Raw genomic sequence first — 18,816 nt, forward strand, 5'->3', positions numbered from 1 at the left:
GATGGATATGGCAGACACACTCCGCCAGGTGACCTTCGAGCGCGTGGCGAACAGCAGCTACGAGGTGCGCAACGCCCGCGGCGGCACGATCCGGGTCGGCTCCGGCGGTGCGGACACCGACTTCACCCCGGTGGAGCTGCTGCTGGCCGCGATCGGGACCTGCTCGGCGATCGACGTCGACATCGTCGTCAGCCGCCGCGCCGAGCCGACCGAGTTCAGCGCTGTCGTGCGCGGGGACAAGGTCCGGGACGCCGAGGAGGGCAACCGGATGGAGAACCTCGCGGTCGAGTTCGTCGTGCACTTCCCCGACGGCGAGGACGGAGACAAGGCCCGTGAGGCGCTGCCGCGCGCGGTGAAGATGTCGCACGACCGGCTCTGCACGGTCAGCCGGACGGTCGAGCTCGGTACCCCGGTGACGACGACCGTCAACGACTGAGCACTTCCCGGAGCCTGGCCGCGTAGGCCTTCGGGTGGCTCAGGTTGCCGTTGTGGCCGCCCGGGAAGAGCTGTAGTTCCTGGTCGAGCCTCGCGGCGAGCGCTTCGGCGCACTGGTAGTCGAAGACGGTGCGCGGCGTCGTCGTACCTGCTGCCGGGATGATGCGCGCGCTGACGGTCGTCAGATCGGCTTCCGGGTCGTCTGCGGCGGCGAGGAAGTCGTGCCGGATGAAGTAGTCGAAGTTCGCGATCCGGTTGGCGTCCATCGGGAAGTCGGTGCGGTTCGGTTCGCCGTTCGACGGGTCGATGCCGAGGGAGCGTGCGATCTCCGGGACGGTCGCCTGCAGTCCGTTGGCGAGGTAGTGATCGCGCAGTTCGGCGAGCTCGTCGCGGTGCCGCTTCGGCTCGGGGTCCGCGAGCAGCCACGGCGCGATCGGCTCGTGCGCGATCAAGGTGTGGAGCTGGCCCGGATGGTCGGCAACGACATGCAGACCGATCACGGCGCCGAGGCTGCAGCCGAGCATCGCCACGGGCTCGTCGGTGAGGTGGGCGAGCAGACGGTGTACGTCGTCCGTGTGGTCGGCCATCGTCGCTGGGCGGTCGAGCCGGCTCCGGGAGAGCCCGCGGCGGTCGTATGTGAGCACTGTGTACTCGTCCTTGAGATGTCCGACCAGGTCGACGGTGCGGTCGGCGTCGCCTTCACCGCTCTGCGAGATCAGCAGCAGCGGGCCGTTGCCTTCGAGTTGGTAGTGGAGGACGGCGCCGGGAACTTCGAGGATCGTCATGGCTCGGAGATTACATCTAAATAGATACATCAATCAAGATGTATCTGAGTTGATGTAGATTCCGGGCTGTGAACGGTGTGGAGCTCTTCCTGCTCGGACGGGCGCTGATGAAGATCGGCGAGGACGCGTTACCGGAGCCTCCCGGTGGAGCGGGGAAGTACGCCGGCAGCGCGCGGATGGTGCTGATCGTCGCGAGCGATATCGCCGGTCACCCGGAGAGCGCGGTGGGGGAGATCGCCGCGCGAACCGGTCTGCCGCAGAGCCAGGTGTCGACCGCGATCGCCCGGCTGAAGGAGGCCGGCTCGGTGATCACCACCACCGACCCCGCCGACCGGCGGCGTGCTCTGGTCAGCCAGGCGCCCGGCGTCTCGGACCGGCTGGCCCAGGTTCGCGCCACCACGATCGAGCCAGCGCTCGCCGAGGCCCTCGGCACCGACGACCCGGCCCGCATCGCCGAGGTCTCGCACGCCCTCGAGCAACTCGCCCGCGACCTGCTACCGAACCGGTTCTGACCGTCTGAGGGGTCAACCCCTGAGGTGGTCGGTTGTCCCCCCGGCATGCGAGGGGTCAACCGACCACCTGAGGGGTCAACCCCTCAGACGGGTACGGATCTGCGGCGGAGTGTGGTCAGGCGGCTAGGAACTCGCTGGCTGCGCGGAGGCGGGTCCGCAGCACCGCCTGGGTCCGCCGGCTGTCGAGCTGGATCTCCGACGGTTCGCCCCGGACGGACGGAAGCGCCTCCGGGTTGAGGCCGTCGCGGATCGCGATGAGCCGGCCGAGCTCGAGCCGGCTCAGCGCCTCGGGACCGGCGACGTGCATGATGCCGTTGAGGTCGGACATCAGCAGTTCGAGCAGCGCCGACGCCAGGTCTGTGACGTGGATCGGGCAGCGGATGTTGCTCGTGTAGAACGCTCCGGGCTCGCCGGCGGCCAACCGTCGTACGCGCTGCTCCTCTTCCGAGTGGCCGTCCGACCCGATGATGAGCGATGTACGCGCGATGACCGCATCCGGGGCTATCGCGTGGATCGCTGTCTCCGCGGCTGCCTTCGCGGCGCCGTACGGCGTGACCGGGCACGGCGCCTCGTGCTCGCGGTACGCCGTCTTGCGCGGACCGAACACCGCATCGGTCGACACGAACACGAGCCGCGCACCGTCCGCAGCCAGCGCGACATTGACCGCGCCATGCGCAGTCGTCGCCCAGTCGTCCTGCCGGTAAGCGGTGTGGATGATGCCGTCCGGACGCACGCTGCGGATCACGTCGCGCACCTGGTCCCGCCGCCGTACGTCGAGCTGCACTCCGCCCGGCAGAGCCTTCGAGTGGTACGCCGGTACGACGTCAATCGCTTGTTTTCCGGCGCAGAGCAGGAGTTCACGCCCCAGGAGACCGGTGGCCCCAGTGACGAGCAACCTCACCCCACAACTCTATGACGTTCCAGCCGCCATCCGGCAGTCCGCGTTGCGCGTTTGACTTCGCTGACCGATCGGACCTTCCGCGGCGTCATCCAGGACTGCGACGGCTTGTGCAACATCCACCCGTCGCCGATGGTCACCGCCGCGTGCTGGACCCGCGACCCCGTGTCGCGCCAGACGAACACAGTGCCCGGTACGTCGTCCCGTCCGCCGCGCTCGGTGTGGTTCGCGAGCCACTCCTCGAACGGTTCCCGCAGCATCCACACGCTCTCCGCGCCCTCGACTCCGCAGGCCGCCATCACGGTCCCGAAGCAGTTCGGCCCACTCCCGTCCGGAAACGTGCCTGCCAACTCCCGCACCCGCTCGAGCTGTTTGGGCCACGTGCGAACCTCCGCGTGCCTGCTCGGCCCAAGGTCCTCACTGACGATCTCCGGCAGCACCTTGTCGGGCTCGGTCAACAGCGACTTCCACCAGACGAAGCGGTGCCCGTCCGCCTGCTGCCGTCCGGCTGCCCCGACAACATCCGCCCACTTCCGGTTTGTCGGCACCGCCCCACGCCCGTGGTTCACCTGCGCGCGCACGAGCGCGGCTCGGGTCGCCTTCGGCAGCTCGTCGTACGCCGCTTCGCTCAGCCAAACGGTCCGCGCGGCCCGGCGGTCGATGTTGTAGGTCCGGTAGGTGTCACGCTCCTCCGGCGATGGCTCGCGGTCGTCGGGGTCAAGCTTCCAGGCGGTCGCCTGCTTCTTCGTGACGAAGAACGGCTGCTGGTCCGGCGCGAGCCAGTCCACCCATCGGTCCAGCAGGTCAGGCGAGACGTTGATCCCCAGGACGGTCAGCACCCGGCAACGCTCTCATTCCCGGATGGGCTCGGTCATCGGCTTTTCCGGTCCGCGGTACCGCTGCGTCTGCGAGTAGACCAGGTTGGTCGTCGTACTCCCGAAGTCGGTCAGCTCGTTGACGAGCTCCTCCAGATGCGGCATCGACGCCGCGGCGACCTTCAGCGTGTAGCAGTCGTCGCCGGTGGTCCGCAGGCACTCGAGGATCTCGCGCCGTTCGGCCAGCAGCCGGTGCAGCGGCTCGTGCTTGTTGCCCGGGTACTTCAGCCGTACGACGGCCAGCACCGGGTAGCCGACCTTGGTCAGGTCGACCTCGGCGCGATAACCGGTGATGACACCTATCGACTCCAGGCGGCGGACCCGCTCGGTCGTCGCCGACGCGCTCAGGCTGACCCGCCGGCCGAGTTCGGTCAGCGAGATCCGGGCGTCCTCCTGCAGTTCGCTGAGGATCGCCCAGTCGGTCGAATCGAGAGTCTCGGTCACATGCCAAATCTACCGGCGATTCCCCGGCGCTCGGGGTGTACGCCGGGAAGAATCTCTTCAGAACGCGGTCACTGCCTGGATAGCCTGAGGGTGTGGAACTTGGGGTGAACGTGCCGAACTTCGGCCCGGGGACGAATCCTGCGCGGCTGCGGGATTGGGCTCGCGTGGTCGAAGGACTCGGGTACGACCTGCTGATGGTGTCCGACCACGTCGTGATCACGCCGGATGTGGCCGAGCAGTACCCGGCGCCGTTCTACGAGCCGTTCACGACGCTGAGCTGGCTGGCCGGCATCACGGAGCGGGTCCGGCTCGGGACGACGGTGCTGATCGCGCCGTACAGGCATCCGTTGCTCGTGGCAAGGATGGCCGCGAACCTCGACCAGCTCAGCGGCGGCCGGCTCGTGCTCGGCGTCGGTGTCGGCTGGGCGCGGCAGGAGTTCGAAGCACTCGGCGCTGAGCATGCCCGGCGCGGACGCGACACCGACGAACTGCTGGCCGAACTACGGCGCGCGTGGGCCGACACAGCGGACTACGGCGGCGGCACGATCCCGATCTGGGTCGGCGGCACGAGTGCGCCGGCTCTCCGCCGTACCATACGGTTTGGTACGGCGTGGCATCCGCTGCGTCTGCGTCTCGACCAGATGCGCTCGGGTCTGGATCAGCTGCGGACCGTCGCGGCATCGCTCGATCGGCCAGTTCCCGGGTTCGCGCCGCGCATCCTTCTGCGGCTGACGGACCAGCCGCTACCCGACGACAATCGCGTCGCCGGCGAAGGCACGGTAGAGCAGGTGATCGGGGACCTCGACGTACTGCGGGAGCTCGGCGCGCAGAGCGTCGTACTCGATCCCTATCAGGGCGACCCCGCGGAGACGGAACGACCCGAGACGGCCTGGCAGGCGCTCGCGACAACTAGAGACTCTTGGAGACGACGTGACACCTGAAGCAGAAGGATTCCTGCGCCGCGCGATCGCACTGGCCGCGACCGCGCGTGAAGCGGGCGACCCACCGTTCGGCTCGCTGCTGGTCGGCCCGGACGGGACCGTGCTGGCCGAGGACCACAACACCACGATCAGCGAAGGCAACATCAGCTTCCACCCGGAGCTGAAGCTCGCCGTCTGGGCCGCACAACACCTGTCGCCCGACGACGCGTCCGGCACGACCATGTACACCAGCTGCCAGCCGTGCGGGATGTGCACCGGCGCGCTCGCACGTTCCGGGCTCGGCCGGGTGGTCTATGCGTTGTCCGGCGAGCAGCTCGACGGGTTGAAATCCACCGGCAGCTTCCCCGCCGTACCGCAGGAAGGACCTGCGCTGTACGACGAGGCGCGCGTGCCGGTGGACGGGTACTACGTCTGAGCTGCTACTTCACCGGGGTGAGGCACAGCGTGTACTTCGTCGAGCCCTGCTCGTAGACGTACGACGCCTCGGCGCCCTCGAACTGGTCGCACTGGCTGTCGTCGGTCGAGTCGTCGATCTTGCCGACGATCTTGTACTCGGCCTCGGACGACGTGCAGTCGACGACCTTCACGTCCGGGCTGCTCGAGGTGCCGTTGTTCACCACGCACGCACCGACGTTGGCCTTCGCCTCGGTCGAGTTCAGGTTGGCGAAGACGATCAGCGCGATCACCGCGACCGGCACCAGCAGCATCAGGATCGCCGGACGCTGGAACAGCGGCTTGCCCGGGTTCATCGGCCGGCCCGGGCCCGGCTGCGGCTCCGGCAGACTCTTGAACTTCTGCATCGGGCCGATGTTCATCAGCATCGTGATCGGGTTGATGATCGACGAGCCGACACCCCACCAGCCCTGCCACAGGCTCTTCGAGGTCATGTCGCGGACCGACGCGATCCCGCAGGTCCGGCAGAACGGACCCTGCAGCTTCAGGAACCGCATCAGGATGATCAGGCCCTGGTGGCCGCGCACGGTCGCCTCGACCGCCGGGTACCCACCGCAGAACCGGCACGCCATCTGACCCTGCGGCGCGAAGGACTGCTGAGCGCCCTGCTGCGGGAACGACTGGCCGAACTGCGGCTGGCTCGGGTACTGCCCGGGCGCGAACTGCCCCTGCTGCTCGGGGGCCTGCTGGTACGGCTGACCGTGGTACTGCTGCTGGCCCGGCTGCTGAGCCTGCTGACCCGGGTACTGGCCCGGCTGCTGCTGGTCAGGCTGGGTGTACTGCGGGAACTGCTGCTGCGGCGGCGGACCGTAGCCGGCCGGCTGACCTGAGTACGGGTTCTGCGGCGGCTGGGGAGGGGATGTGGTCACGAATGGTTCCTGAGGCTCGGTCGGGAGACGCTGAACCATGGCACCTTACTCACACCAATGGTCCACTCGGCCGTTCATATGCCACAGTGCCCGGCATGCTCACCATCGGCCCCTTGACCTCTACCGACCGTGACGCCTGGCAGGAACTGTTCGCCGGCTACAACGAGTTCTACGGCCGCACGATGCCGGACGAGTTCTTCGATCAGGCGTGGACCAGATTCCAGCAGGACTCCGAGATCCACGCCCTCGGCGCCCGGTTGGATGGACGGCTCGTCGGGATCACGCACTTCCTCACCCACGCGAGCACGACGGCACCCGACTCTTGCTACCTGCAGGACCTGTTCACCGCTCCCGAGGCACGCGGCCAGGGTGCGGCGCGAGCGCTGATCGCGGCGGTCACCGACTGGGCGCGCGAGCGAGGCTGCGGCCGGGTCTACTGGTCGACGCACGAGAGCAACGCGACCGCACGCCGTCTCTACGACCAGGTCGCCGAGAACCGCGGCTTCATCCTCTACATGATCCCGCTGTAGCGATCCGTGAGCTCCCGGCCGAGACGTGCCAGCTCGGCCCGGACCTCAGGCGGGTCGAGCACCTCGATCGACCCGCCCCAGCCGGCCAGTTCCTGGGCGATCATCAGGGGAGTGGGTGCGGTGATCCTCAGTCGGACGCGGTCGCCGTCCGTCCCGTCGACCTCGCAGTTGCGGCCGAGGCGGTCCTGCATCACCCAGACGTGCCGTTGGTCCATCAGGACCGTTGCCGTCAGCCCCGATCGCCGTTCCTCCATCCGCTCGACGATCTCGCCCCAGGCCGTCGAGAGGTCGAATCCGGCCGGTCGCTCGAACGTCTCGTCCGTCGCCTGAGCCGCCACCACGCGATCGATCCGGAACGTGCGCTGGCCCCGGTCGGTCCAGGCGATCAGATACCAGCTGTCGTCCTTGTCCACGAGCCCGAGCGGATCGACCATCCGCTCCGAGGTCTGATGCCCGCGGCCCGAGTAGACCAATCGCACCCGGTTCCGCCGTACGACGGCATCTTGCAGGCTGCGGACCAACTCCGGGCGCTCCTTCGCGTGGGCGCCCCAGCGGGCCGGATCGATAACGACCGCCTCGGCCGCGGCCTGCGCGTGCTCGCGGAAGGTGCCGGGCAGCGCGCGTACCAGCTTGCGGAGCGCCGTCTTCGCCTCCGGTGCGATCGACGCCGCGGGACCGACGAGGAGGAACAGCGCCTGCGCCTCCGTTGCCGTCAGCCCGCTCAGGTCTGTGCGAGCGCCGCCGACCAGTTGCCAGCCGCCGTTGCGGCCGGGCTGTGGATAAACCGGGATACCGGCCGTAGACAAAGCCTCGAGATCGCGGCGCGCGGTCGCGACCGAGATCTCCAGCTCCTGCGCGACGTCAGCCGCAGTCACGCGGCCGCGAGCCTGCATCAGCAGCAACACCGCTACCAATCGATCTGCGCGCACACTCCGATCGTCGCAGACAAACTGCTCAGGTCGTGAGCCCTACTGTCTTTCTGTCGGACGTGCACGCTAGCCTCAGTTCCGGACGGACACCTTCCGGAATGGTGAGCGATGGCGTACGACGTGAGCCCGACAGCCCGGACCTTGATGGTCCTCGAGCTGATCCAGAACAGCCCCGGCATCACGGCCGACCAGTTGGGGGACAAGCTCGGCGTCTCCGAACGGGCGGCCCGCCGGTACGTCGCGATCCTGCGCGAGGCCGACATCCCGATCGAGTCCGTCCGCGGCCCGTACGGCGGCTACCGCGTCGGCCGCGGACTGCGCCTGCCACCGCTGATGTTCAGCACGACCGAGGCGCTCGGCCTGGTGATGGCGGTGCTGGAAGGACCGCGCGGCGCCGCGGACCCGGTCGAGAACGCGCTCGGCAAGATCATCCGCGTGCTGCCCGAGCAGATCGCCCGCTCCACCGACGCGATCCGCCGGGTCAGCGCCCGCGGCCCCGACCCCGGCGTCCGTACGCCGGAGCCCGAGATCACGGCCGCGCTCGTGTCGTACAGCACCGAGTGCCGGCAGGTCCGCATCCACTACCGCCGCCACCACGACGAGTGGCCGATGGAGGTCGACCCGTGGGCAGTCGTCGTACGCCGAGGCCGCTGGTATCTCCTGTGCTGGTCCCACGCCAAGGACTCCCAACGCGTCCTCCGCGTCGACAAGGTCACCAAGGTCGAGCCCCTCACCCAGGACTTCACCCCACCACCCGACCTGGATCCACTGGCAGCCGTCGAGGAACACCTCGCCCTCGGCTGGAAATACCCCATCGAAGTCCTGATCGACGCTCCCCGAGACGACGCCGCCTGCTGGATCCCACGCTCCATGGGCCGCCTCGAGCCCATCGACGAGACCCACACCCGCCTCCTCGCCAGCACCGACGAGCCCGACTGGTACGCCGCCCACCTCACCGCGATCCGAGCCCCCTACCGAATCCTCGGCAGCCCCGAAATCCAAGCCGCCTCCCAAGCCCTGGGCCAACGCCTAATCACAGCGAGCACCCTCGACTGATGCGGCTGAACACCATGGCGTGGGGCTCCGGCGATCGCGTCGCCCTCCTCGTCCACGGCATGCTCGGCGGCGCCGCGCAGTACCACCAGGTCGGTCCTGCACTCGCGGAGCGCGGCTATCGGGCGATCGCGGTGGACCTGCCCGGTCACGGAAACTCTCCAGCAGCGCCCGAGGCCACTATGGACCTCTTCGTGGACGCCGTACTCGAGTCCGTCGACCACAGACCGTCGCTCGCGATCGGCCACTCGCTCGGCGCAGTCGTTCTCTCCCATGCACTACCTCGGCTGCGTCCGGCTCGAGTCGTCTACGTCGACGTACCGTTCGACAACCCGTCGGAAGATCCGCCGGCCATGGGCCTTCGGGAACGATTCACTGCAGCCCGGGCCGCCCGTACCGAGCATCGTCTGCGCACCACGCGTCCTGGCTGGTCGGCGGAGGACTGCCGGCTGGAGGCTGAGGCGGCAGCGAACTTCGACGTGGACACGGCGGTCGCGCTCGAGCGTTCTTATGCCGGGCAGGTAGTCGGTCGGCCGACGGTTCCGTCGCTGGTGATCAGGGCAGCGCCGAGCCGGTACGTGTCGGCGGATCGCGCTAGGGAACTGGAGGAGTTGGGATTCTCGGTCCGTTCTGTCCATGGCGCGGGGCATTGTGTCTGGTACGGGTTTCTCGATGACTTCATGGCGGCGCTGGACGGGTGGCGGGAGGCGTGATGGATGAGGTCGAGTTTGCTGGGGAGATTTGGTATTGGCGGGGGCCGGCGCCTTGGTACTTCATTACGGTGCCGGATGAGGAGTGTGCGTACTTCGAGGCTGAGTCGAGCTTTGTCAGTTACGGGTGGGGGATGATCCCGGTCGTCGCGGAGATCGGCGAGACGGCGTGGGACACGTCGATGTTTCCCAAGGACGGGCGGTACCTGCTGCCGGTGAAGGCGTCGGTGCGGCGGGCCGAGGATCTCGATGACGGCGACGTGCCGACCGTGCGGTTGCGGCTGCGGACCTGAAACTGTCGGCGGTCGGGTCTAGCGTTCGGCGTACGTCAAAGCTGTACATATTCAGAGCGTGGAGGTAGCGGGCATGTCAACGCTGGCTGATCGGCCGAACACGGCCTTGTTGGTGGTCGACGTACAGAACGGTGTCGTGGCCGAGGCGCACGAGCGTGACCAAGTCGTGGCGAACATCAGCACCCTGGTCGGCAAGGCCCGCGCCGGCGGCGTGCCCGTCGTGTGGGTCCAGCACTCGAGCGAGAACCTCGTCAAGGACAGCGACCAGTGGCAGTTCGTCCCGGAGTTGTCCCGCGACGGCTCGGAGGCGCTCGTCCACAAGACGTTCCCCGACTCCTTCGAAGCCACCGACCTCGAGGACGTCCTCGCCCGCGCCGGAATCGGCCACCTGATCGTGAGCGGCGCCCAGACCGACGAGTGCATCCGCTCGACGATCCACGGCGCCTTCGTCCGCGGATACGACGTCACGCTGGTCGGCGACGCGCACACGACCGAGAACCTCTCGGAGTACGGCGCTCCGACGCCCGACAAGGTGATCGCCCACACCAACCTGTACTGGCAATACCACCGGGCGCCGGGCCGCACCGCCGCCGTGCAGAGCACCGACGAGGTCACCTTCTAGGCGATGCCGGGGCGACGCTTGCCGCCGCCCCGGCGCACTGACTCAGCCCGAGACGGCGTCGAGGACGGCGAGGTCGCCGGGGGAGAGGGTGATGCCGGCTGCCATCAGGTTCTCCTCCAGGTGCTGCCGGCTCGACGTGCCCGGAATCGCGAGGACGTGCGCGCCCCGGCTCAGCGTCCACGCCAAGCGGATCTGCGCGGGCGTCGCGCCGTGGCGATCCGCGACCTCCTGCACGGCTGCGGACTCCGGCACCCCGCCGGCCTCCCGCGACTCCGCGGTCAGCGTGAAGAACGGCACGAACGCGATCCCCAGCTCACCGCACAAACCCAGGATCTCGTCGTTCACCCGCCCGAATCCCACGCTGTACCGGTTCTGCACCGCAACCACCGGCGCAATCTCCCGCGCTTGCTGAAGATGCTCCACCCGCACATTCGACACACCGAGGTGCCGGATCATGCCCTTCGCCTGCAGCTCGGCAAGGACGCCGAAATGTTCCGCGATCGACTTCATCCCGTGCAGCCGCAGATTGACCAGATCCAGCACGTCCACTCCGAGCGCCCGCAGATCACGCTCCACCAGCGCCGGCAACTCGTCCGGACGCGCCAGCCCGTCCTTCGTCGGCCCCACCTTCGTCGCGAGCACAAACTCCTCCGGGTACGGCGCGAGCGCGCGGCGGATCACGTCGTTCGCCCAGTCGAGGCTCTCGAACGACGTCTGCCCCGCGCCGCCGCGACTCGGATAGAACGCCGCGGTGTCGATGTGGTTCACGCCCAGCTCGACCGCGTGCCGCAGCAGCGCGACCGCTCGCTCCTGCAGATCCGCCCCATCACCGCCGGGTCCCGCGAGCCGCTTCGTGCCGAACCCGATCCGCCGTACCGCAACGTCCCCGAGCTGCCAGAATTCGCCCGACTTGCTTTCCGCAATTCCCGATGATAGGTTTAATGGTAGAGACGTATTTATCTGTGAATTCTGCATTCGGCCAGGATAAATCCTCGAAGGACGTTCGTCCACCTTTCCCGCACTTTTTCTGCGTTATTCTGCGCGCGTGGGACTCACTGATAGACAACAAGTTCTCCTCGACACCTGGCTGCCGTCGGCCGAGCTCGTCAAGGACCACAGCTGGGGTCTCATCGGCACCCTCGTGCTCGAGCTCATGCACGACGGCGAGCGCTATATCGCGAAGGCCGGCGATGCGGCCGATCACCACCTCGCGCGCGAGATACGGGCCCACCGCAACTGGCTGACCCCGTGGACCTCACGGGGGAGGGCGCCCGAGTTCGTCCACGTGGACGACGAGGCCAAGCTCCTCCTGACACGGTTCCTGCCGGGCGAGCTGGTCCAGGGCACGCCTGCCGAATGGGCGCCGGCGACGTACGACGAGGCCGGCGGGCTGCTGGCGCAGTTCCACCAGCAATCCGCCGTACCCGACGACGCCTATGAATCCCGTGAGAATCAGAGGACGCTCGCCAACCTCGGCAAGCAGCACCGAATCGCGCCGGAGCTGGCCGAGCGTCTGCGAGCAGAGATCGCCGGCTGGCCGACGCCGCCGGCGATTCTCGTGCCGACCCATGGCGATTGGCAGCCGCGTAACTGGCTGACCGACAACGGCACCATCCGCGTCATCGACTTCGGCCGAGCCGACCTCCGCCCGGCGTACACCGACCTCGCCCGGCTCGCCGCCCAGCAGTTCCGCTCGAACCCCGAGCTGGAGACAGCCTTCCTGAGCGGCTATGGCTCAGACCCGCGCGAGCCGGACGCCTGGTACCGGGCCCAACTCCGCGAGGCCATCAACACCTGCATCTGGGCTTACGAGGTCGGCGACGAGCCCTTCGAGCAACAGGGCCACCGCATGATCGCGGAGGCCATCAGCTAGCTGACTTTGGCGACCCACTCGTCGATCGACACGACATCGGCCTGCCGCGGGAACACCTTCTCGGTGAGCACGCGGTGGACCTCGGGATCGGAGTCGCGACAGCCGTCGTCCAGCACCGTCAGCCGGAAGTCCAGGTCGGCCGCCTGGCGCAGCGTCGACAATACGACGCCGCTCGTGGCCAACCCGGTGAGGACGAGACTGTCGATGTCGCCCGACCTGAGCACCACCTCGAGGTCGCTGCCCGTGAAGGCACTGACCCGCCTCTTCGTGACCACGATGTCGCCGGGCAGCGGGGCGACGTCCGGGTGGATCGCGATGTTCGGATCGTCCCCGGCCATGCCCTGGCCGCTCGAGATCGCGCTGAACGACTTGTTGCGGGAGCTGATCTCCGGATGGCCGGCGCGGAAGCCGACGACCACGTAGATCACCGGGATCTGCGCTGCGCGAGCGGCGTCGATCGCGCGACGCAGGCCGACCAGATAGTCGGTCTCACCGGCGATACGCGCCACGATCACTTGCTGTACGTCCATCACGAGCAGAGCTCTGTTCGCCATATTGATGGTCCTTTCAGGCCTTGTGGTGGCGGCCGCGCAACACCGAGGCGGTTGCGGCGACCAGGGTCATCGCCTAGCGGTCGGTCCTGCTGTGCTGCTAGGGGTCACAGCCGCTCCGACAGCCGGTCGAGCAGCGTCATCAATTGCTGCAACTCGCGACGCTCCGCTTGGCTGAACTCTTCCTCGATGGCCGTCGCGAGGCGCTGGCCGGAGACGGAACGCCGATCAGCAGCCATCTTGCGGCCGGCGGCTGTCATTGCGATCACCGCGCGGCGGCGGTCGGCGGCGTGCGGCTCCCTGCTCACCAACCCGCGTTCCTCGAGGGCGGCCAGCGTGACTGCCATGGCTTGAGGGCGCACCCCCTCTTGCTCGGCCAGTGCGCTGGGGGAGGCCGGGCCGTCGCTCTCCAGCCGGGCCAGCACGGAGGACTCGGACAGCGCCAGGCCGCCCACGACGTTCTTCGCGGCGCGGAGTTTGCGGGCGATGCGGCCCACGATCAGCCGGAGCGCGGCCGCATCCTCAGCAGGTGTCGTCACAGATGCTAACGGTACATTAATTAATTCGTCGTAACTAACTGGCTCCGAAACTCCGTTGTCGGCGCTCCGGGACGCTGGCATCGTCACCCCATGTCCTCAGCACTCGATGCGCTCACCCTCGACCGGTATCCACGGTCGAACACCTATGACCGGCAGTGGATCGTCGACAACCTCATGGGCCCGCATCCGCTATGGAGCGCGGAGGGTCTAATGGGGGCAATGACGCTCGAGCCCGGCATGCGGGTCCTCGACCTCGGCTGCGGTACCGCGCTGACGTCGATCTTCTTCGCCCGCGAGTACGACGTGGAGGTCTGGGCGACCGACCTCTGGGTCGACCCGACCGAGAACTGGCAACGAATCCAGGACTCCGGCGCCGCGGACCGCGTCCACCCGATCCAGTCCGACGCACATAAGCTCCCGTTCGCCCACGACTTCTTCGACGCGATCGTCAGCATCGGCGCCTTCAACTACTTCGGCACGGGCGCCGACTACCTCGCCTACGTCACCCAGTTCCTCCGCCCCGGCGGCACGCTCGGCGTCGTTGCCCCTGGCATCCGTACGGCACCGGTCCTCACGCTCCCGTCGTACCTGGAGTCCCGCTGGGGCCCCGACCTCTGCACCTGGCTCCCACCCGACTGGTGGCACCAACTCTGGCAACGCACCAACCTGGTCGCCGTCCAAACCGCCGACTTCCTCCCCAACAGCTGGTCCGACTGGCTCCTCTGGCTGAAAACCTGCGCCGAAGTAGACCGCGGCTACAAACCCGACGAACAAATGCTGGAAGCCGACCAAGGGGACCTGCTCGGGTTAACCCGGCTGGTCGCCCATCTCAATGAACGCGGCTAGACGGCCGAGCCGCAGGTAGCGCTTCACGACCAGGACCTTGCCGGCCTCGACGACGACCGCGGCACCTCGTGGGATCTTCATGGGCTAGCAGTGTGGTCGCAGCCACCGACATATTCGCGCTAGTGAAAGGATTTGTTGTATGCCAAGCACGATGATTGAAGTGCGGCGGGAGTATTCCGAGGCGGAGGAGGTTGCGCTGATCGACGCTGTGCATGATGCGGTGGTCACCGGATTTCAGATTCCGCCGCAGGACAAGGATGTGCGGCTGATCGTCCACGCGCCGCACCGGTTTGCGTGCTCGCCGCGGTTGACTCAGCCCGAGTACTTCACGCTGGTCACCATCGACTGTTTCGCCGGCCGCTCAATCGACGCCAAGCGCACGCTCTACGCCGCAATGATCGCCAATCTGAAGCCCTTCAACATCCCCGCGGACCACGTCACGATCCTCATCCGAGACCACCCCACCCACAACTGGGGCCTCCGAGGCGGCCACCCAGCCTCCGACCTGGACCTGGGCTTCACCATCAACGTCTGACCCAGATGACACTACGTGCGACCCGCCACGTGACGTCGGTCTTCCTGGTTCGTCAGGGGACTGTGCTTCTGCTGTATCGCCGTGGATCCCGCGCGATCGCGGACTCCTGGGTCGGCATCGGCGGCCACGTCGAACCAGGCGAACTCGACGACCCGACAGCGGCCGCGCTGCGGGAGCTCCACGAGGAGGTCAGGATCGCCGCCGATCACCTCGACAACTTCAGCCTCCGGTACGTCGCGATGCGGGACACCAGCACCGAGCTGCGCACGACGTACTACTTCACCGCCGACCTGCGCCCCGACTCACCCATCCCCACCGAATGCACCGAGGGCGATCTCCGCTGGTTCGAGCTGACGATGGACCCGACGACCCTCGACATGCCACCGACAGCCGCAGTCGCCTTCAGCCACTGGCTGGCGGCCGGTCGGCATGATCAACAACTGCGGTTCATCACGATCGACGCCGCCGGCCATGTCACAGGACCACTCTGATGATCACCCTGCATTTCCACCCCAATTGGCCGCATGGTGATCGGATGGTGATCGAGTCGATGGTGAGCGACGGGTTTTATCGGTCGCAGTTTGTTACTGGGATTTCTAATGGCGGATTAACAGCCTACGAAGGCGGCGACCGGTGGCGGTGGGAGAGTCGGTTGTTCGCACGCGAGTACGACGAGCAGGATCCGGTCACGCGGCCCGTTTATGGCGTGTGGAATCGACGGGACGATGTTTACGGCGACGGGATCCGGTTCGGGTCGTCGTACCTTCGACTGAAGCCTGAGGCGATAGACCGGTCGACGTTCTGCTTCCCGGATTCTGCGCGGGATCCCGAGCACTTCGGGGACAAGGGTCTGCTGGAGCGCTTGTGCCGGTTGGCAGACGTTTCCGGCAGCGACGATCTTGATGACTACGTCGAAGCGCACGTCCACGGCGACGTACGCTTCGACACTGACGTGGACGCAGTAGTCCTCGACCCGTCGTTCATCGGCACCCGGGTCGAGGAGGCCGCACAAAGGCTCGGTTGTGCCGTTGAGTATCACCCGGGTTTTCGGGCCACAGCCGACGACTTCGACCCGGCGTACCGCGGGCAGAACGTCGTCGACCTGGCGCGCACGCTGGGTCCGGAGTTGACGCCTGAGCTACTCGGGCGCGCCGGACACCGTGGGCAATCCATCAAGCAGGTCTGGCATTGCTTAGCTCGGTTTGGAAGGGCCGGCTAGCTGGTCGCGGCGGCGGGTGAGGTAGGCCGTTTCGGCGGTGTTGCCGGCTAGCTCGATCGCCTTGTCGTACGCCGCGCGCGCCTGCTGGCTCTGGCCCATCCGTCGCAACAGATCCGCCCGCGTCGCGTGGAATGCGTGATACCCGTCCAACTTCTCCGACAGCCGGTCAACCGTCGCCAACGCAACCTCCGGCCCGTCCAGCTCAGCCACCGCGATCGCGCGATTGAGCTCGACGATCGGCGACGGATCCACGCGGACCAACTGGCCATAAAGAGCAACAACCTGCGACCAATCCGTGTCACGCACATCCCGTGCAGACGTGTGTACGGCGTTGATCGCCGCGAGGATCTGGTACCGCCCTGGAGCAACCCCGGCCGCCAACCGCTCGCGCACCAGCCGATGCCCCTCAGCCACCATCGCGGCGTCCCAGGAGCCACGGTCCTGCTCGTCCAACGACACCAGTTCGCCGCTCGCCGACACCCGCGCAGTACGACGAGCCTCGGTCAGCAGCATCAACGCCAGCAACCCGGCCACCTCGCCGTCGTCCGGCATCAGAGCACGAATGAGCCGCGTCAACCGGATCGCCTCGGACGTCAGTTCATGCCGCACCGGATCCGTATCCGGACCAGTCGCCAGATAGCCCTCGTTGAACACGATGAACAACACAGTGAGTACGCCGGACACGCGCCGGGGGAGATCCTCCGTATCGGGCACGCGATACGGGATCCGCGCCGCCTTGATCTTTGCCTTGGCCCGGGTGATCCGCTGGCCCATCGCCGTCTCCTGCACGAGGAACGCGCGCGCGATCTCGGGGACGGTCAGCCCGCCGACCATCCGCAACGTCAGCGCGACCCGGGTCTCCATCGAGAGCGCCGGATGGCAGCAGGTGAAGATCAATCGCAGCCGTTCGTCGTCGATCACACCGAGAGGCTCGGGCGGGTCGTCGTACGACATCTGAGCCTCCTTGTGTTTGTCGTCGCGTTTGTTCTCGCGACGGAGCCGGTCAATGGCTTTGCGGTTGGCGGTGGTGGTCAGCCAGGCGCCCGGGTTCGGGGGTACGCCGACGTCCGGCCACCGCTCGACGGCGGTCGCGAACGCTTCGGCGGCGGCCTCCTCGGCGACGTCGAGGTCGCCGAAACGCTTGGTCAGGGACGCGACCACCCGCGCCCACTCCTCGTGGTGGACCCGCGTGATCGTCTCCCGGACATCGCTCACAGGAACGGCCGCACCTCGAGCCTGCGGTTGCACACCTTCGACGCCTCGGTCACGAGGTCGCGGGCCGCGTCGAGGTCGTCCGCCTGCATGATCCAGAGGCCGGCGATGTACTCCTTCGACTCCAGATACGGCCCGTCGGTGAAGATCGCCTCGCCGGCGCGGTTGTCGACGACCGTCGCCGCGCTCGGCGCCGCGAGACCGCCGGCGAAGACCCAGTTGCCGTCGGCGATGATCCGTTCGTTGAACGCCGTGATGGCGGTCATCTCTTCCGGAGTGGCCGAATTGGTCTTGTCGTCGAGCACAGAAACCAGAAACTGCATCACACATCATCTCCCGTGGTGAATTCTCCGGAAACGGTATCCGGTCCGCGATTCATTCGTCGGCTCATTCGTCGACGAACGGACGTACTTCGAGCTTGCGGTTGCAGACCCGTGACGCCTCCGCGGCGAGCTTGAGCGCGACATCGAGGTCCGGCGCCTCGACGATCCAGAGTCCGCCGAGGTACTCCTTCGATTCCACGTACGGCCCGTCGGTGAAGATCGCCGCGTCGCCGCGGTTGTCCACGACGGCGGCTGTCGCGGGGGAGTCGAGGCCGGCCACGAACACCAGGTACCCGTCGGCTCTGAGCCGCTCGTTGAACGCGTCGACGTCGCCCGAACCGTCCGCCGCGTCGGCAGTACTCTCGTCGCTCTCGTCGTCGAGCACAGAAATCAGGTACTGCATCCCGTATCAACTCCTCCGTCGTAGCGCTCCTCGGTGGCCCGCTCACCCCTTCCACGAACGCCTGCACACCGATCCGACAATCTTCGTTGAAGAAACTTTCCGCGCCGCCGGGGGAGAGGAGGTAGGTTGCGCGCCATGACCGACCCCATCAGAACCGAGCGGCTCGTACTGCGTGAACCCGAGGCCCGCGATCGTACGGCGGTCATCGAACTCTTCACGTCTCCGGACGTCGGCACGTACATCGGCGGCCCCAGAGACCGCGACGAGCTCGAGAGCGCCGTCCCCGAGACACCGAAGAAGCGCCCCGGCTTGTTCATCGTCGACCTCGGCGGCCAGATGATCGGCATGGTCACGCTAGACCCTCGCGACCCGGACCGACCGGGTGCGGCGTCCACGGAGCTCGGTTACCTGTTCCTGCCTATCTCCTGGGGCCACGGGTACGCCGCCGAAGCCTGCGCCGCCGCGCTCAATTGGTTCGCCACCACGCGGCCCGGCGAGGCCGTCGCCCTGACAACCCAGTCCGCCAACGCCCGGTCCATGCGGCTCGCCCAGAAACTTGGCTTCACCGAAGTAACCCGTTTCCACGAATACGACGCCGAACAATGGCTGGGGGTGTGGTCGGCCCCTCAGTACAGCGGCACGGACTTCTACTGCGATGTGGCGATCCCTGATCCGAGCCGGCTCAACGTCGTACACGAGGATGAATTGGTACTGGCGTTTCATCACACGCGGCCTTTCTGGGCGACGCATATCGTCATTGTGCCTAAGCAGCACATTGCGTCGTTTACCACGGTGGATTCGTCCGACGAGCAGGTGATGCGCCGGTTGTTCGAGGTTGTTCAATCGATCGCGGGGGAGACCGAGAGAACGACCGGGGCGGCGGCCGTGTTGACGAATCTCGGTGAATACCAGGATTCTAAGCACCTTCACATTCACGTCCACAGCGGAGCTCTCCGGTAATCCGTG

General features: G+C 67.2%; 27 protein-coding genes. 15 read left to right on the top strand and 12 right to left on the bottom strand.

Translation table 11 applies throughout. The annotated features are described in order from the left end of the window. Positions 1 to 7 precede the first annotated feature (7 nt). Positions 8 to 436, top strand: a complete 429-nt coding sequence (locus EV645_RS34075) for an OsmC family protein (protein WP_130448184.1) — start codon at positions 8 to 10, stop codon at positions 434 to 436. On the opposite strand, the gene EV645_RS34080 is transcribed toward EV645_RS34075, so the two are convergent. Next, a complete protein-coding gene (locus tag EV645_RS34080; protein WP_130448185.1) occupies positions 426 to 1,220 on the bottom strand; it encodes an alpha/beta fold hydrolase in 795 nt (264 codons plus the stop codon). The genes EV645_RS34075 and EV645_RS34080 overlap by 11 nt on opposite strands. Before the next feature lie 68 nt (positions 1,221 to 1,288). Between EV645_RS34080 and EV645_RS34085 the strand changes: the two genes are divergently transcribed. Next, positions 1,289 to 1,732 carry a MarR family transcriptional regulator gene (locus EV645_RS34085; RefSeq protein WP_130448186.1) on the top strand — a complete coding sequence of 148 codons (444 nt, stop codon included), beginning with the start codon at positions 1,289 to 1,291 and terminating at the stop codon, positions 1,730 to 1,732. A 115-nt stretch (positions 1,733 to 1,847) separates the two neighbouring features. Here EV645_RS34085 and EV645_RS34090 read toward each other — a convergent pair whose 3' ends face one another. From EV645_RS34090 to EV645_RS34100, 3 genes are read right to left on the bottom strand one after another with little or no spacing between them, the layout of a single operon-like run. After that, on the bottom strand, positions 1,848 to 2,633 hold the full coding sequence (locus tag EV645_RS34090) for an SDR family oxidoreductase (protein ID WP_130448187.1): 786 nt from the start codon (positions 2,631 to 2,633) through the stop codon (positions 1,848 to 1,850). Next, on the bottom strand, positions 2,630 to 3,469 hold the full coding sequence (locus EV645_RS34095; RefSeq protein WP_242000833.1) for a hypothetical protein: 840 nt from the start codon (positions 3,467 to 3,469) through the stop codon (positions 2,630 to 2,632). Before EV645_RS34095 ends, EV645_RS34090 begins: the two co-directional genes overlap by 4 nt. Positions 3,470 to 3,481: 12 nt before the next feature. Further along, entirely contained in the window at positions 3,482 to 3,949 is a 468-nt protein-coding gene (locus tag EV645_RS34100; protein WP_130448188.1) for an Lrp/AsnC family transcriptional regulator, read from the bottom strand. Positions 3,950 to 4,041: 92 nt separating this feature from the next. Here EV645_RS34100 and EV645_RS34105 point away from each other — a divergent pair, with 92 nt between their 5' ends. Then, positions 4,042 to 4,890, top strand: a complete 849-nt coding sequence (locus EV645_RS34105) for an LLM class flavin-dependent oxidoreductase (protein ID WP_130448189.1) — start codon at positions 4,042 to 4,044, stop codon at positions 4,888 to 4,890. Next, positions 4,880 to 5,305: a nucleoside deaminase gene (locus tag EV645_RS34110; RefSeq protein ID WP_130448190.1), complete on the top strand. Its 426-nt coding sequence runs from the start codon at positions 4,880 to 4,882 to the stop codon at positions 5,303 to 5,305. The genes EV645_RS34105 and EV645_RS34110 overlap by 11 nt, the downstream gene beginning before the upstream one ends. 4 nt (positions 5,306 to 5,309) lie before the next feature. On the opposite strand, the gene EV645_RS34115 is transcribed toward EV645_RS34110, so the two are convergent. Next, positions 5,310 to 6,212: an LppU/SCO3897 family protein gene (locus EV645_RS34115; protein ID WP_130448191.1), complete on the bottom strand. Its 903-nt coding sequence runs from the start codon at positions 6,210 to 6,212 to the stop codon at positions 5,310 to 5,312. Positions 6,213 to 6,307: 95 nt separating this feature from the next. Between EV645_RS34115 and EV645_RS34120 the strand changes: the two genes are divergently transcribed. Further along, positions 6,308 to 6,742 carry a GNAT family N-acetyltransferase gene (locus EV645_RS34120; RefSeq protein WP_130448192.1) on the top strand — a complete coding sequence of 145 codons (435 nt, stop codon included), beginning with the start codon at positions 6,308 to 6,310 and terminating at the stop codon, positions 6,740 to 6,742. Here the strand turns inward: EV645_RS34120 and EV645_RS34125 are convergent. Continuing rightward, positions 6,724 to 7,671 carry a helix-turn-helix transcriptional regulator gene (locus EV645_RS34125; protein ID WP_130448193.1) on the bottom strand — a complete coding sequence of 316 codons (948 nt, stop codon included), beginning with the start codon at positions 7,669 to 7,671 and terminating at the stop codon, positions 6,724 to 6,726. The genes EV645_RS34120 and EV645_RS34125 overlap by 19 nt on opposite strands. A gap of 108 nt (positions 7,672 to 7,779) precedes the next feature. Here EV645_RS34125 and EV645_RS34130 point away from each other — a divergent pair, with 108 nt between their 5' ends. From EV645_RS34130 to EV645_RS34145, 4 genes are all read left to right on the top strand, one after another. Next, entirely contained in the window at positions 7,780 to 8,727 is a 948-nt protein-coding gene (locus tag EV645_RS34130) for a helix-turn-helix transcriptional regulator (protein WP_130448194.1), read from the top strand. After that, complete coding sequence (locus EV645_RS34135) at positions 8,727 to 9,437, top strand: alpha/beta fold hydrolase (protein ID WP_130448195.1); 711 nt, start codon at positions 8,727 to 8,729, stop codon at positions 9,435 to 9,437. The genes EV645_RS34130 and EV645_RS34135 overlap by 1 nt, the downstream gene beginning before the upstream one ends. Further along, positions 9,437 to 9,727, top strand: coding sequence for a DUF1905 domain-containing protein (locus EV645_RS34140; protein ID WP_130448196.1), 291 nt, complete (start codon positions 9,437 to 9,439; stop codon positions 9,725 to 9,727). The genes EV645_RS34135 and EV645_RS34140 overlap by 1 nt, the downstream gene beginning before the upstream one ends. 73 nt (positions 9,728 to 9,800) lie before the next feature. Next, positions 9,801 to 10,349: an isochorismatase family protein gene (locus tag EV645_RS34145; RefSeq protein WP_130448197.1), complete on the top strand. Its 549-nt coding sequence runs from the start codon at positions 9,801 to 9,803 to the stop codon at positions 10,347 to 10,349. 42 nt (positions 10,350 to 10,391) lie between these two features. Here EV645_RS34145 and EV645_RS34150 read toward each other — a convergent pair whose 3' ends face one another. Beyond that, positions 10,392 to 11,324: an aldo/keto reductase gene (locus tag EV645_RS34150; RefSeq protein ID WP_130448198.1), complete on the bottom strand. Its 933-nt coding sequence runs from the start codon at positions 11,322 to 11,324 to the stop codon at positions 10,392 to 10,394. Positions 11,325 to 11,394: 70 nt separating this feature from the next. Here EV645_RS34150 and EV645_RS34155 point away from each other — a divergent pair, with 70 nt between their 5' ends. Further along, the gene (locus EV645_RS34155; RefSeq protein WP_130448199.1) at positions 11,395 to 12,222 is read left to right on the top strand and encodes a phosphotransferase; all 828 of its coding nucleotides are present in this window, start codon (positions 11,395 to 11,397) and stop codon (positions 12,220 to 12,222) included. Here the strand turns inward: EV645_RS34155 and EV645_RS34160 are convergent. Together EV645_RS34160 and EV645_RS34165 are read right to left on the bottom strand one after the other, a co-directional pair. Continuing rightward, complete coding sequence (locus EV645_RS34160; protein WP_130448200.1) at positions 12,219 to 12,776, bottom strand: cysteine hydrolase family protein; 558 nt, start codon at positions 12,774 to 12,776, stop codon at positions 12,219 to 12,221. The genes EV645_RS34155 and EV645_RS34160 overlap by 4 nt on opposite strands. A 104-nt stretch (positions 12,777 to 12,880) precedes the next feature. Then, a complete protein-coding gene (locus tag EV645_RS34165) occupies positions 12,881 to 13,312 on the bottom strand; it encodes a MarR family winged helix-turn-helix transcriptional regulator (RefSeq protein ID WP_198682048.1) in 432 nt (143 codons plus the stop codon). Positions 13,313 to 13,402: 90 nt separating this feature from the next. Here EV645_RS34165 and EV645_RS34170 point away from each other — a divergent pair, with 90 nt between their 5' ends. The 4 genes from EV645_RS34170 (at position 13,403) to EV645_RS34185 (ending at position 15,912) form a co-directional block, all read left to right on the top strand. Continuing rightward, positions 13,403 to 14,158, top strand: a complete 756-nt coding sequence (locus EV645_RS34170) for an SAM-dependent methyltransferase (protein ID WP_130448201.1) — start codon at positions 13,403 to 13,405, stop codon at positions 14,156 to 14,158. Between the two features lie 139 nt (positions 14,159 to 14,297). Further along, a complete protein-coding gene (locus EV645_RS34175) occupies positions 14,298 to 14,693 on the top strand; it encodes a tautomerase family protein (protein WP_130448202.1) in 396 nt (131 codons plus the stop codon). Positions 14,694 to 14,698: 5 nt separating this feature from the next. Continuing rightward, positions 14,699 to 15,184: an NUDIX domain-containing protein gene (locus EV645_RS34180; RefSeq protein ID WP_130448203.1), complete on the top strand. Its 486-nt coding sequence runs from the start codon at positions 14,699 to 14,701 to the stop codon at positions 15,182 to 15,184. Further along, positions 15,184 to 15,912 (top strand): DUF3626 domain-containing protein, encoded by a 729-nt coding sequence (locus EV645_RS34185; protein WP_242000834.1) that lies wholly within the window; start codon positions 15,184 to 15,186, stop codon positions 15,910 to 15,912. Before EV645_RS34180 ends, EV645_RS34185 begins: the two co-directional genes overlap by 1 nt. Here EV645_RS34185 and EV645_RS34190 read toward each other — a convergent pair. From EV645_RS34190 to EV645_RS34200, 3 genes are all read right to left on the bottom strand, one after another. Then, positions 15,886 to 17,127 carry an RNA polymerase sigma factor gene (locus EV645_RS34190; protein WP_130448205.1) on the bottom strand — a complete coding sequence of 414 codons (1,242 nt, stop codon included), beginning with the start codon at positions 17,125 to 17,127 and terminating at the stop codon, positions 15,886 to 15,888. The genes EV645_RS34185 and EV645_RS34190 overlap by 27 nt on opposite strands. Then, a complete protein-coding gene (locus EV645_RS34195; protein WP_130448206.1) occupies positions 17,124 to 17,447 on the bottom strand; it encodes a YciI family protein in 324 nt (107 codons plus the stop codon). The genes EV645_RS34190 and EV645_RS34195 overlap by 4 nt, the downstream gene beginning before the upstream one ends. A 64-nt stretch (positions 17,448 to 17,511) precedes the next feature. Then, a complete protein-coding gene (locus EV645_RS34200) occupies positions 17,512 to 17,850 on the bottom strand; it encodes a YciI family protein (protein ID WP_130448207.1) in 339 nt (112 codons plus the stop codon). A 135-nt stretch (positions 17,851 to 17,985) separates the two neighbouring features. On the opposite strand from EV645_RS34200, the gene EV645_RS42975 reads away from it, so the two are divergent. Further along, entirely contained in the window at positions 17,986 to 18,810 is an 825-nt protein-coding gene (locus EV645_RS42975) for a GNAT family N-acetyltransferase (RefSeq protein ID WP_157997222.1), read from the top strand. Positions 18,811 to 18,816: the final 6 nt, after the last annotated feature.

Source organism: Kribbella rubisoli, from assembly GCF_004217145.1.
In the GTDB taxonomy this organism is placed as follows: Bacteria; Actinomycetota; Actinomycetes; order Propionibacteriales; family Kribbellaceae; genus Kribbella; species Kribbella rubisoli.